The following is a 12,647-nucleotide window of genomic DNA, read 5'->3' as shown; positions in this document are numbered from 1 at the left end:
ATCCGGACACACATCGAAAGGTCCGGCTACTGGCTGGTAACCGGACCTTTCGTGTCTTTATTTCAGCGGCTCTATTCAGTCGGGGATCATGTCGAACGTGTCGGGGTTGGGGCCGGTGCGGCCGTCCTCGCCCTTGTCCAGCGCCGAGATGTCGGCGATCTGACGGTCGTCGAGTTCGAAGTCGAAGATGTCGAAGTTCGCCTCGACGCGCTCCCGCGTGACCGACTTCGGGAAGATGATGTCGCCGCGCTGGATGTGCCAGCGAAGGGTGACCTGCGCGGTGGTCTTGCCGACGTCCTTCGCGATGCGCTCGAGCTCCGGGTCACCGAGAACCTTGCCTTGCGCGATGGGTGACCACGCCTCGGTGGCGATGCCGTGCTCCGCGCCGTACGCGCGCACCTGGTAGTTCGAGAAGTACGGGTGGACCTCGATCTGGTTGACCGACGGGACGGTCTCGGTCTCCTGCGCCAGCTTCTCGAGGTGCGGCACCTGGAAGTTCGAGACACCGATGCTGCGCGCCCGTCCGTCCTTCGTGAACTCCTCGAGCACCTTCCAGGTGGAGACGTAGTCACCGTCGTACTGCGTCGGCAGCGGCCAGTGGATGAGGAACAGGTCGATGTAGTCGGTGCCCAACTTCTCGAGTGTCTCGTCGAACGAGCGACGGGCGTCGTCGGGGCGGTGGAAGCCGTTGTTCAGCTTGCTGGTGATCCAGACGTCGTCACGGGAGACGCCCGAGTCCTTCACTCCCTGGCCGGTCTCCTTCTCGTTGCCGTACATCTGCGCGGTGTCCAAGTGGCGGTAGCCCACCTCGATCGCGGTGCGGACGGCATCGGCGGTCTTCTCCGGCTCGATCTGGAAGACGCCGAAACCCAGCTGGGGGATGGACCGGCCGTCGTTGAGGGAGAGGGAAGGAACGTGGCTCATGTGCGTGAACTCCTGTTCGTTGTTCGTGATCCGAGTTCGTGCTCGTGTGCGCGGAGTACCCCGCGACGGGGGCGGTGAAGCCACCCGCGGGCGCCCCGCTCCTCTGGTGCAACGGGTGTGTCGAATCGTTATTCCGGATCGATGGTCGTCGCGACGACGAGGACACCAGAATGACCACCATGAGCGACTTCAACTCGATGGTCATCGCGGAGTTCCGCGACAACGGTGGACACGTGGCGACAGCCGGGTTCGGCGACAACCTCGTGGTGCTGCACTCGATCGGTGCACGCAGCGGCGAGGTGCGGCTCAACCCGCTCTTCGCGATCTCCGAGAACGGCACCTGGTTGGTGGTGGGCTCCGCGGCCGGGGCGGTGAAGGATCCCGCATGGGTGCACAACCTCCGGGCTCACCCACGCATCGACATGGAGGTCCCCGGCGACGACGCGACCGTACGCACCATCGCCGTCGACGTCACCGAGGTGCCCGACGACGAATGGGAGACTCACTGGGCGAAGTTCACCTCGGCGTCCCCCGGCTTCCTCGAGTACACGACGACGGCGGAGGGGCGACAGTTCCCGATCTTCCGCCTGACGCCCGCCTGACAGGGTCGGGTCCAGCCGGCGTCAGGTCCACACGGCGTCGGCCACGCGGCGGAAGTTGCCGCCGAACACAGCCGCCACCGCACTCTCGTCCCAGCCGCGCTCGGCGAGCACGGCCGGGAGCGTGTGGGTGTCCTCGGGCGGAACCCACTGCAGTGCCCCGTATCTCGTGTACTCCTCGGAGAACGCCTCGGGGTGGAGTGCCAACTCGGTGTTGAAGTCCTCGTGGTCGAAGGAGTAGTCGCTGCCGACACCGATGTGATCGATCCCGACAAGGTCGACTCCGTACTCGACGTGGTCGGCCATGGCGCGCACCCGATCCGCACGACGTTCGGGCTCGTTGACGCCGAGGAAGATGCCCACCCCGTTGATGCCGACCACGCCGCCGGTGTCGGCGCACGCACGCGCCTGCTCGTCGGTGATGTTCCGCGGATGTTCCCACAGCGCAGCGAAATTGGAATGACTGTAGATCATCGGCCGGGACGTCGTCGCGGCGATGTCGAGCCCCGTCCGCCGGGAACAGTGCGACCCGTCCGCTGCCATGCCCGCCTCGTTCATCGCCCGGATCAGGTCGCGTCCGTGGGCGGTGAGACCCGTGTCGACGGCGTCGAGGCATCCGCATCCCGCGGCGTTCGCATGGTTGTAGGTGGGCAGCATCGAGCGCACGCCCAGTTCGACGAAGTAGCGCACGTTGTCGAGGTCGCCGTCGAGAGGAGCGGAGTCTTCGAGGTCGAAGGCGAGGGCACGCAGTCCCCGTCGTCGGGCCTCGTCGATGTCGGCCACGCTCCGCGCCGGAAGGAAGCGACCGTCCGCGAGTGCCCGCGCACTCCACGTCGTGGCCAACTCCGTCGCCGACGCCTTCGTGTGGGGCGAGTAGCCGACGTTGACGGAGAGGTAGCTCCCCGCCTCGTACCGCGCCAGTTCGGTGATGTCGGTGTCCGCGTACAGCGGCAGGCAGGTGTGCTGTTCCCACAGCGCTGTCACCGCGCACCCCCGGCCAGCGCGCGAGAGAGCAACGGGGCGAACAGCATCGCGAGCAGTGCGTAGAGGCCCACCGACGGGACGAGCAGCGCCACCGCGGAGACCACCAGGAACAGAGCGACCGGAACCCAGGGCACCGCCGCGCCGCGCACACCGGGACGCAGATCTCCACGCAGGAAGCCCGCAGCGCGCACGCGTGCTGCGAGGAGACGGGACACGATCATGGTCACGGCGATGACCCCGAGGTACAGCCCCACCGACAACGGGTCCCCGTGGGGAGCCGCGACCTCCAGCACGGTCGCCACGGGCATCAGCACGATGCCGGCGAGCCACAGGAGGTTGAGCCGCACGACGACCTCGTCGTACCCCGTGACACGAGTGAAGAGCGCGTGATGATCGCGCCAGAACCCCGCGATGACCGCGAAACTGATGCCCGCGGCGACGAGTGCGAAGCCGTTCTCCCGCAGGAACGCTCCCGCACCCTCCGGGGTGTCGCGGGCACTGTCCACGAGGGGGAGCACGACGAGCGTGATGGCGATCGCCACCACCGCGTCGGAGAAGAACACGATGCGGTCCAGCCCTTGCTGAGAGCGCACCTCGGTGTCGGGTTCGGTCACCCGGACGACTCTAGGCCCGGCGGCGCCTCGCGAGAACGACGACCGTGCGCAGGAGTGATCCGACGTTCGGTCGCGCAGTGCCCGACAGCGGCCGCGTGCTCACCGGCACCTCGGCAATGATCCAGCGCTGATGGTGCACGGCGTGGGCGGAGGTGACGAGGGACGGGAGGAGACCTCCGCGAAGCGCCGCGGCGCCGTCGATGGATCGCCAGGCGTCGCCCGTGTACACGCGGAAGCTGGAGGTGACGTCGCGCAGCGGCAGGTCTGCGGTGTGCCGGATCAGCGCGTTCGCCACTCTCGTGCCCACGCGACGCAGCGCGGACGATCCGTCTCGACCACCCGTCGTGCTGCGCGATCCCACCACCATGCCGACACTGCGGCGCGCCGCGGCCTCGAGGAGAGTGGGGACGTCGGCCGGGTCGTGCGACCCGTCCATCAGGACGATCGCCTCACCGTCGACGGACAGCTCGTGCAGACGATCCGCCTCGACGAAGGTCACCTCGGCGCCGGGCAGGATCAGGCGCATCGCTGCCGTGACCACCGCCGATCGGTGACCGAGGTACACGACGTGCACGCCGGCGTAGTCGGTTCCCCGAGCCGAGGTGCCGTGGACACGGCTCCTGGAACCCGTCACACCGTGGCCCGCCACATCGTGGTTCGTCACGGCTCCGACGCCGTCGCTCTGGATCGACACGGTCATCATCCACTCCCTGTGATGGTCTCCCCGACCGAATACGGACTCTTTCCGTCCTTTGTGGCGTGATACTACCCTATAAACATACCGCGATCTTGTTTTGATGCCACTACGATTCCTCCACGCGCTGTTTCCGCACGCGGCGGCGGTGTCGCCCCACGGGCAGAATGGTGCGTGTGACCGACAAGTACGAGTGGCTCGAAGACGTGACCGGCGACGCCGCCCTCGAGTGGGTGCGCGCCCGTAACGAGCGCACGATCGACGAGTTCACCGCGAACGACGAGTTCCGGACGCTCGAGACCGACATCCGGAGCATTCTCGACACCGACGCTCGCATTCCGTACGCGCGCAAGCGCGGCGACCACCTCTACAACTTCTGGAACGACGCGTCGCACCCCCGCGGGCTGTGGCGGCGCACCACCATGGAGGAGTACCGGAAGGACAGTCCCGCCTGGGACGTCATCATCGATCTCGATGCTCTCGCCGAGGCCGAGGGCGAGAACTGGGTGTGGAAGAGCGCGCAGGTGCTCCGTCCGTCGTTCGACCGCGCGCTGATCTCCCTGTCGCGCGGCGGCGCGGACGCATCGGTGATCCGCGAGTACTCGCTCACGTCCCGCTCCTTCGTCGCACCCGACGAGGGTGGCTTCGTCGTCCCCGAGGCCAAGACGGACATCGACTGGATCGACGCGGACACGGTCTTCGTCGGCACGGATCTCGGACCCGGGTCGCTCACCGATTCCGGGTACCCCCGGCGCGCACACCGGTGGCTCCGTGGAACTCCTCTCGCAGAGGCTCCCGTCGTGTACGAGGGTGAGCAGACCGACGTCGCGGTGTCCGCCTCGCACGATGCGACGCCCGGCTTCGAGCGCAGCCTGGTCCAGCGCGCCACCGACTTCTTCAACGCCGTCACCTCGATTCTTCACGAAGACGGATCGACCACGATCCTCGACGTGCCCACCGATGCCTCGGTGTCCCTGCACGAGAACTGGTTGACCGTTCGCCTGACGACCGCATGGACCGTCGACGGCACCGAGTACGCCGCAGGGTCGCTGGTGGCCGCGAAGATCGACGAGTTCCTCTCCGGTGCAAGGGATCTGGTCGTCGTCTTCGCTCCCGACGCCCGCACGTCGCTGCACCAGTACGCGTGGACCGAGAACCATCTGCTGATGGTGCTGCTCGAGGACGTCCGCTCCAGCGTGCACGTGGTGACGCTGGGCGACACGGTCACCTCCGAACGCCTGCAGGGACTCCCGGACGCCGTCGACGTCACCGTCATCGGCACCGACCCCGAGTTCGGCGGTGACGAATACTTCCTCGACGCGAGCGGCCACCTCACTCCGTCCACTCTTCTGGTGGGCACCGTCGGGACCGAACCCGAGGTCCTGAAGTCCGCTCCCGCGTTCTTCGACACCACGGGCCTCGCGGTCGAGCAGTACTTCGCCACCTCACTCGACGGCACACGCGTGCCCTACTTCGTCGTACGGAACCCCGGAACGCAGGACCGTCCGACGGCCGCAGGCCCCACCCTCCTCTACGGATACGGCGGTTTCGAGGTCTCACTCACCCCCTCGTACAGCGGCGTGGTCGGCGCGGCCTGGCTGGCTCGGGGCGGTACCTACGTGGTGGCGAACATCCGCGGCGGCGGCGAGTACGGGCCGTCGTGGCACACCGAGGTGCTGAAGTCCGGTCGACACAAGGTGCACGAGGACTTCGCGGCGGTCGCGAGCGATCTGGTGGAGCGCGGCATCACCACCCCGGACCAGTTGGGCGCGCAGGGCGGCAGCAACGGCGGCCTGCTCATGGGCATCATGCTCACCAAATACCCGGAGTCGTTCGGCGCCATCGTGTGTCAGGTGCCGCTCCTGGACATGAAGCGGTATCACCGCCTCCTGGCCGGGGCGTCGTGGATGGCCGAGTACGGAGATCCCGACGATCCCGACGAGTGGGCCTTCATCTCCGAGTACAGCCCGTACCAGAACGTCTCACCGCCGGGGAACTCGATCGGTGTGTATCCGCCGATCCTCATCACGACGTCGACGAGGGACGACCGTGTGCACCCCGGGCACGCGCGCAAGATGGACGCCCTCCTCGAGGAGTACGGGTACGACGTCTCCTACTACGAGAACATCGAGGGCGGCCACGGCGGTGCGGCCGACAACGCGCAGGCCGCATTCAAATCCGCGCTGGCATACACGTTCCTGTGGCGGACGCTCGGGGGCGGCACCCGCTAGGTCAGTCGGTGTCCGGTTCCGCGAGTCCGACGATGGACGGATCCGGTCGCCCCACCACCTCGTAGTCCTTGTTCGAGTAGTCGAAGCTGTTCAGCACGAAGCGCATCGCCTCGAGGCGGGCGCGTTTCTTGTCGTTGCTCTTCACCGTCGTCCAGGGGGCGTGATCGGTGTGGGTGAACCGGATCATGTCCTCCTTGGCCCTCGTGTACGCGTCCCACTTGTCCAGGGAGGCGAGGTCCATGGGCGAGAGCTTCCACTGCCGTACCGGATCGACCTGGCGGATGGCGAAGCGCGTCCGCTGTTCGAGCTGGGACACCGAGAACCAGAACTTGGTCAGCTGCACTCCGTCGTCGACGAGCATCTGCTCGAACAACGGTGCCTGGTGGAGGAATCGGTGATACTGCTCGTCGCTGCAGAATCCCATCACACGTTCCACGCCGGCCCGGTTGTACCAGGAGCGGTCGAACAGGACCAGCTCTCCGGCAGCCGGTAGGTGGGTGACGTACCGCTGGAAGTACCACTCCGTCGACTCGCGTGGCGACGGCTTCTCGAGTGCCACCACCCGCGCGCCGCGAGGGTTGAGATGCTCCATGAAGCGCTTGATCGTGCCGCCCTTGCCTGCGGCGTCGCGACCTTCGAAGACGATGACGTGGCGGCCACCGGTCTCCTTGATCCACATCTGCAGCTTCAGCAACTCGATCTGCAGAAGACGTTTCGTACCTTCGTATTCCGCGCGCGGCATCCGTTCGTCGTACGGGTACGCCTGGCGCCAGGTGTCCACCGGGACTCCGTCACCGGTCAGCAACACGGGGTCGTCGTCGTCGTCGTCCCGCACGCTGAACGACGAGGTGTCCGAGAGGTCCACGATCCGGGACAGGGCGAAGTCATCGAGAGCGGTCACGCCAGGAACCTACGAGCCGCCGGAGACGGGACGGTGATCACGGGGTGAACAGCAGATGCCGTGACAGGCGGAGTTTCAGGGTACGTCTCGGGGTGGTCACCGATGGTGCAGCGCGCGGGCGGAACTCAGGATGGAGACATGACATTCCACGAGAGCAACTCCACCGTCCACCCGAACCCGAACCACACCACGCAGCTGACGCGAAGCCGAGACGACGCCTGGATCGCCGGGGTCTGCGGCGGTGTCGCCGCGTACACCGGATGGGATCCCAGCCTGGTGCGCGCCCTCACCGTGGTCGGCGCCCTCGTCTCGTTCGGCACCGTCGCCCTGCTCTACCTCGCGATGGTCATGCTCGTTCCCCGAGCATGACCATCGCGAGTTCGGTCACTTGCCTCCGGTCACCAACCAACCACAGGGAGAGGCCAAGTCGTTCGCTGCCTCGGGTCCCATCGAGCCGGGCTCGTACGGGAGCACGGCCGGCGGAGAGGTCAACAACGGTGCGGCGACCTCCCACACGTGAGCCAGTCCGTCGGGACGGGTGAACAACGACCGGTCACCGTCGAGTACGTCGAGAATGAGTCGTGAATAGGGCGACAGCGGCTCGGCGTCCGACACCGTCGACAGGTCGAGCGACATCCGACCGATCCCGAGGTCCTCGCCGGGGCCGGGCTCCTTGACCGTCATGGCGATGTCCACTCGGCCGTCGCCCGACAGGTCGAACGTCAGCACGGCGCCGTCGGCCGGCAGGTGCTTCACCGGTCCCTCGGGGCGACGGAACACCAGCGACACCCGCTGCGTGCTGGTTCCCAGCATCTTGCCGGTGCGCAGGACGAAGGGAACGTCGCGCCACCGGTCGGTGTCGACCCACATGCGTGCGGCGACGAACGTGTCGGTCGACGAATCGTCCGCGATCCCCTCGACGTCCTGGTAGCCGCGGTACTGACCGAGGACCACCTCGGACGTGTCGAGCGGGCGGAACGCCGCGATGACCGACTCGCGGGCAGTCTGCAGGTCGTCCGCACCGAGGCTGAGTGGGGGCTCCATGGCCACCTCCGCCGCGACCTGGAACAGGTGCGTCACCAACATGTCGAGCACGGCACCCGTGGCGTCGTAGAACTCGGCACGGTCGTCGATGTCCAGCGTCTCCGGCACGTCGATCTGCACCTGCTCCACGTGTTCCCGGTTCCAGATCCCCTCGATCATCCCGTTCGCGAAGCGCAGGATGTGCAGGTTCTGGGTGTTCTCCTTGCCGAGGAAGTGGTCGATCCGATAGACCTGCTTCTCGTCGACGATGGCATGGACCGCCTCGTCGAGCTTCTCGAAGTTCTCCTGCGACGTGCCGAACGGCTTCTCGTAGACCACCCGCGCGCCCTCGGCGAGATCGTGTGCGCCGAGCGCCTCGGTGTAGTCGATGAAGGTCGAGGGCGGCAGCGCGATGTAGTGCACGAGCTGCACGTCGCCGCCCAGCTCGTCCTTCACGTCTCCGATGACCGACGGCAGGTCACCCGGATCGTCGGCGGTGAATCCGTTGCCCGCGAAGCGAACACGGTCCGCGAACGACGACCACACCTTCTCGTCGATGCTGTCGACACCCTCCCCGGGACCGAACTCCTCGAGCGCCGCGCGGATGTGCTCGCGGAACTCGTCGTCGGTCTTCTCACCTCGACCGTTGCCCACCAACGCCCACTGCTCGGGCAGCAGTCCTTCCTGCGCAAGTTCGTAGAACGCCGGCAGCACCATGCGCTTGGCAAGGTCTCCCGTCGCCCCGAAGAGCACGAAGATGGTCGGAGCCCCGCCGGATTCGGATGTCGCAGTGTCAGCCATGCCTCCATGATGCCCAGTCGGGGGCTCCCCCGAACCTCGATCGCCTCACAGTGCCGCGTCGACGCTACTGTCGAGCCGGTGACACGATCGATCTTCGACGGCGACATCGCCGGTCTCGGGACCTCCAGCGGAACCAGGATCGTCGTCGGCCACTGGACGTCGTCGCCGCTGGGCGACTTCACCGATGTCATGGTCGAGTTCGCGGACGGCGAGCGCCTTCTGCTGGCACCGTCCGACGCGGTCCGCGAGTTCGTCACCGCGACCTACCACTTCGACACGACGACCATCACCGACGTCTCGTATCACCGCCGAGGTGACCGAGTCGGCGTCTCCGCGGGTGATCTCGAGGTGTCCTTCCAGATCGGCGGCCCGACACTGCTGGGTCGACTGCTCACCCTCGCACCGACGTCTGTGGTCACCACACCCTGGTTCTGTACGGTGAGCGACCCGATCGCGCGGGTCGTGATGCGCGGCGTGCGGACCAGGGGCACCGCCGGCGGTGGGCGGCGCGAATACTACGGAGCGCGAGGGCAGCGCAGCATCGTCGGCGCGACGGCATCGTGGAAGGGCGACGATCTGGGACACCTGTCGCCGGTGGAGCCGCCGGTGCGATTCGGATTCGGGTCCACACCCGCGGCCCCGTCGACGACGCGGATACGCACGACGATCGACCACCGCTGACCGAGGTCACCGCAGGGTGGTGTTCTCGTCACGGGAGAGGAAGAACGCGTTCGAGCCGACGCGGGCGCACGCGACTCCGTCCTCCCGAGAGACGCAGAAGCTCTGCCCCGTGTTGATCACCTCGCCGTACTGCAGTGTGCGGATGTTCTCAGAGCCGGTGAAATAGCCCTGATTCGTGCAGTAGTGGATCGGCCCGGCGCTCTCCACACGGACGGCGTACTTGCTGGTGGCACCGTTCGAGCAGACCTCGCCCTCGTCGGGAGCGACACTGGACACGGCCTGGCATCCCAGGAATCCGACCGAGGTTCCGTTCGGGAAGAGCCCACACGACACATTCCCCGACGGCGTCCGGAAGTAGTACCCCTCACCCGCCCCGCCACTGTCGCGGAAGAGCTCGGGATCCACCGACACCTCCTGCGACCCCGGACGCGGGAGTGCGTCCGCCGGGTCTGCCGACTCTGCCGACGGCGACTGCTCGACCGGCTGTTCCTCTGCGCCCGGCTGATCCGACGCTGCACCGGTGGGCGGCTCGATCGGCGCCACGACCGATGTCCCCGTCGGCGTCACGACCGAGGTGTCAGCGGGCGCCGGAACCGCCGTCGCCGACGTCACCTGGTCCGGAGCCGAACATGCCCCCAGCACCGCGGCGCCGGCGACCAGGGTGGCCGCGACGGCAGCCCGTGTGCTCATCGAGAACGACATGTCGACTCCTGTCCGGAGCCGGCCGATCGCCGCCCCCTCTGACATACCCATCGGTCTCTTTCGTGGCGTCGTTACCTGTACTCACGTCACGATCAGGACACGAGCCGGCTAACTGCCGTCGAGGGGTGCGATGCCGGCGATGAGTTGGTACGGAGTCAGCGAGAAACCACGCTGAGGTCCGAACCAGCGAATGCAGTCGACCAGGATCGTGGTGCCCTTGGCGCGCTCCGCAGCAGCGACGTCCGGACACGTGGGGAAGATCCCCGGCACCACCTCGTAGTACAGCGGCCCGACGTAGGTCGGCTCCGCGGAGGCGGTTCCCGCCCCTGCCAGCACCGATCCCGCCGTGACGGCTCCGGCGGCGAGCACTCCACCGACCACTCGCCGTAGTCCGATTCGCACCATGACACACACCTTCCGATGGGAGAGCCCCGGCCTTCGAAAACCGTACCGTGCGGACTGTTACGGGGGAAGAGGCATGCGGGAACGCAGGCACGGTTGCCGTAAAATACGAGGGTCCACCAGGCACTTGTTTCGATCAGGGGAGTCACGTGACCGCGCACGTCGAAGAAATGCAGTTCCAGGCCGAGACCCGGCAGCTGTTGGATCTGATGATCCACTCGGTCTACTCCAACAAGGACTCGTTCCTCCGCGAGTTGGTGTCCAACTCGTCGGACGCGCTGGACAAGCTGCGACTCGAGTCGTTCCAGAACAAGGATCTCGGCGCCGACACCTCCGATCTCCACATCGACCTGGAGATCGACAAGGAGAACCGCACCCTCACCGTGCGGGACAACGGCATCGGCATGTCGCGCGACGAGGTCGTCGATCTCATCGGCACGCTCGCGAAGTCGGGCACCGCCGAGGTCCGCGCGAAGCTGAAGGAAGCGAAGGACGCGGCCGCGTCCGAGGAGCTCATCGGCCAGTTCGGCATCGGCTTCTACTCCACGTTCATGGTGGCCGACAAGGTCACCCTCGTGACCCGGCGCGCGGGTGAGGACTCCGCGACGCGCTGGGAGTCCAGCGGTGAGGGCACGTACACCATCGAGGAGGTGTCCGACGCGCCTCAGGGCAGCGCCGTGACCCTGCACCTGAAGCCGGCCGACGACGAAGACCACCTCTACGACTACACGTCCGAGCACAAGATCCGCGAACTGGTGAAGCGGTACTCGGACTTCATCGCGTGGCCCATCCGCATGCAGGTCGAGAAGACCACCGGCGAGGGCGACGACGCCACAACGGTGCTCGAGGACGAGACGGTCAACTCGATGAAGGCGCTGTGGACGCGCTCGAAGGACGAGGTCTCGGACGAGGAGTACACCGAGTTCTACCGCCACGTCAGCCATGCATGGGACGAGCCGCTCGAGGTCATCCCCATGAAGGCCGAGGGCACCTTCGAATACCAAGCGCTGCTGTTCATTCCGTCGCGCGCACCGTTCGACCTCTTCATGCGGGAGTCGAAGATCGGCATCCAGCTGTACGTGAAGCGCGTGTTCATCATGGACGACTGCGAGGAGCTGGTGCCCGAGTACCTGCGCTTCGTCAAGGGTGTCGTCGACGCGGCGGACCTGTCCCTCAACGTCTCTCGCGAGATCCTGCAGCAGGATCGCCAGATCCGCGCCATCCGGCGCCGCCTGACGAAGAAGGTGCTGAGCACAGTCAAGGATCTCCAGGCGAACCAGCCGGAGAAGTACAGCACGTTCTGGACCGAGTTCGGCCGCGCCCTCAAGGAGGGCCTGCTCTCCGACCACGACAACCAGTCCACTCTCCTCGAGCTGTCGTCCTTCGCCAGCACCCACAGCGACGAGAAGCCGACCACGTTGGCCGAGTACGTCTCTCGGATGAAGGACGGCCAGGACGCGATCTACTACATGACCGGCGAGTCGCGCCAGCAGGTGGAGAACTCCCCGCACATGGAGGCGTTCACCGCCAAGGGACTCGAGGTGCTGATACTCACCGACGCCGTCGACGAGATGTGGACCGGGTCCGTACCCGAGTTCGACGGGAAGCCGTTCCGTTCCATCGCGAAGGGTGCCGTCGATCTGGGTGACGACGAGGCGGAGACCGAGGAGAAGGACGCACGAAAGGCGCAGTTCGCCGACCTCACCTCGTGGATGGCCGAGACGCTGTCCGACGACGTGAAGGAGGTCCGCCTGTCCTCACGCCTGACCACCTCACCCGCGTGCATCGTGGGCGACGACTTCTCCCTGAGCCCGCAGCTCGAGAAGATGTACCGCGCCTCCGGCCAGCCGGTCCCCAAGACCAAGCGCATCCTCGAGCTCAACCCGGACCACGCGCTGGTCACCGCGCTGGAGAAGGCCCATGCGGAGAAGAAGGACGAGATGGCGCTGGCCGAGACCGCCAAGCTGCTCTACGGCACAGCCCTGCTCGCCGAGGGTGGCGAGCTGGACGACCCGGCGTCGTTCGCGAAGTTGTTGGCGGAGAGGCTGACACGCACGATGTGACCTGAGGACATATGCCCACCCGTAGGGT

The 12,647-nt window shown here is 66.7% G+C and carries 13 protein-coding genes; 5 read left to right on the top strand and 8 right to left on the bottom strand.

The genetic code is table 11. The features are described 5' to 3' along the window. Positions 1-75: 75 nt before the first annotated feature. Positions 76-924: an aldo/keto reductase gene (locus OG947_RS13365; RefSeq protein ID WP_027506299.1), complete on the bottom strand. Its 849-nt coding sequence runs from the start codon at positions 922-924 to the stop codon at positions 76-78. A gap of 179 nt (positions 925-1,103) precedes the next feature. On the opposite strand from OG947_RS13365, the gene OG947_RS13360 reads away from it, so the two are divergent. Continuing rightward, positions 1,104-1,526: a nitroreductase/quinone reductase family protein gene (locus OG947_RS13360; RefSeq protein WP_027506298.1), complete on the top strand. Its 423-nt coding sequence runs from the start codon at positions 1,104-1,106 to the stop codon at positions 1,524-1,526. A 21-nt stretch (positions 1,527-1,547) separates the two neighbouring features. On the opposite strand, the gene OG947_RS13355 is transcribed toward OG947_RS13360, so the two are convergent. The 3 genes from OG947_RS13355 to OG947_RS13345 are packed head-to-tail and all read right to left on the bottom strand — an operon-like array spanning position 1,548 to position 3,824. Next, positions 1,548-2,507 carry a dipeptidase gene (locus OG947_RS13355; RefSeq protein WP_027506297.1) on the bottom strand — a complete coding sequence of 320 codons (960 nt, stop codon included), beginning with the start codon at positions 2,505-2,507 and terminating at the stop codon, positions 1,548-1,550. Then, on the bottom strand, positions 2,504-3,121 hold the full coding sequence (locus tag OG947_RS13350) for a TMEM175 family protein (RefSeq protein WP_328812054.1): 618 nt from the start codon (positions 3,119-3,121) through the stop codon (positions 2,504-2,506). The genes OG947_RS13355 and OG947_RS13350 overlap by 4 nt, the downstream gene beginning before the upstream one ends. 10 nt (positions 3,122-3,131) lie before the next feature. Continuing rightward, a complete protein-coding gene (locus tag OG947_RS13345) occupies positions 3,132-3,824 on the bottom strand; it encodes a hypothetical protein (RefSeq protein ID WP_328812053.1) in 693 nt (230 codons plus the stop codon). Positions 3,825-3,982: 158 nt separating this feature from the next. Here OG947_RS13345 and OG947_RS13340 point away from each other — a divergent pair, with 158 nt between their 5' ends. Further along, positions 3,983-6,046, top strand: coding sequence for a prolyl oligopeptidase family serine peptidase (locus tag OG947_RS13340; protein ID WP_328812051.1), 2,064 nt, complete (start codon positions 3,983-3,985; stop codon positions 6,044-6,046). 1 nt (position 6,047) lies between these two features. Here OG947_RS13340 and ppk2 read toward each other — a convergent pair whose 3' ends face one another. Then, entirely contained in the window at positions 6,048-6,914 is an 867-nt protein-coding gene (gene ppk2 / locus OG947_RS13335) for a polyphosphate kinase 2 (RefSeq protein ID WP_328814022.1), read from the bottom strand. Between the two features lie 171 nt (positions 6,915-7,085). On the opposite strand from ppk2, the gene OG947_RS13330 reads away from it, so the two are divergent. After that, complete coding sequence (locus OG947_RS13330) at positions 7,086-7,316, top strand: PspC domain-containing protein (protein ID WP_037186123.1); 231 nt, start codon at positions 7,086-7,088, stop codon at positions 7,314-7,316. A gap of 15 nt (positions 7,317-7,331) precedes the next feature. Here OG947_RS13330 and OG947_RS13325 read toward each other — a convergent pair whose 3' ends face one another. Beyond that, positions 7,332-8,771 carry a glucose-6-phosphate dehydrogenase gene (locus tag OG947_RS13325; protein ID WP_056441505.1) on the bottom strand — a complete coding sequence of 480 codons (1,440 nt, stop codon included), beginning with the start codon at positions 8,769-8,771 and terminating at the stop codon, positions 7,332-7,334. Between the two features lie 78 nt (positions 8,772-8,849). Here OG947_RS13325 and OG947_RS13320 point away from each other — a divergent pair, with 78 nt between their 5' ends. Beyond that, positions 8,850-9,452, top strand: a complete 603-nt coding sequence (locus OG947_RS13320; protein ID WP_328812050.1) for a hypothetical protein — start codon at positions 8,850-8,852, stop codon at positions 9,450-9,452. A 6-nt stretch (positions 9,453-9,458) separates the two neighbouring features. On the opposite strand, the gene OG947_RS13315 is transcribed toward OG947_RS13320, so the two are convergent. Beyond that, a complete protein-coding gene (locus tag OG947_RS13315) occupies positions 9,459-10,205 on the bottom strand; it encodes a hypothetical protein (protein WP_328812049.1) in 747 nt (248 codons plus the stop codon). Between the two features lie 57 nt (positions 10,206-10,262). Then, complete coding sequence (locus tag OG947_RS13310) at positions 10,263-10,559, bottom strand: hypothetical protein (protein ID WP_056441499.1); 297 nt, start codon at positions 10,557-10,559, stop codon at positions 10,263-10,265. A gap of 146 nt (positions 10,560-10,705) precedes the next feature. On the opposite strand from OG947_RS13310, the gene htpG reads away from it, so the two are divergent. Further along, positions 10,706-12,619 (top strand): molecular chaperone HtpG, encoded by a 1,914-nt coding sequence (htpG, locus tag OG947_RS13305; RefSeq protein ID WP_222646279.1) that lies wholly within the window; start codon positions 10,706-10,708, stop codon positions 12,617-12,619. Positions 12,620-12,647: the final 28 nt, after the last annotated feature.

The organism is Rhodococcus sp. NBC_00297 (genome assembly GCF_036173065.1).
In the GTDB taxonomy this organism is placed as follows: Bacteria; Actinomycetota; Actinomycetes; order Mycobacteriales; family Mycobacteriaceae; genus Rhodococcoides.
Note: the sequence above shows the minus strand (reverse complement) of the source record. Positions and strands in the feature narration are given on the sequence as shown.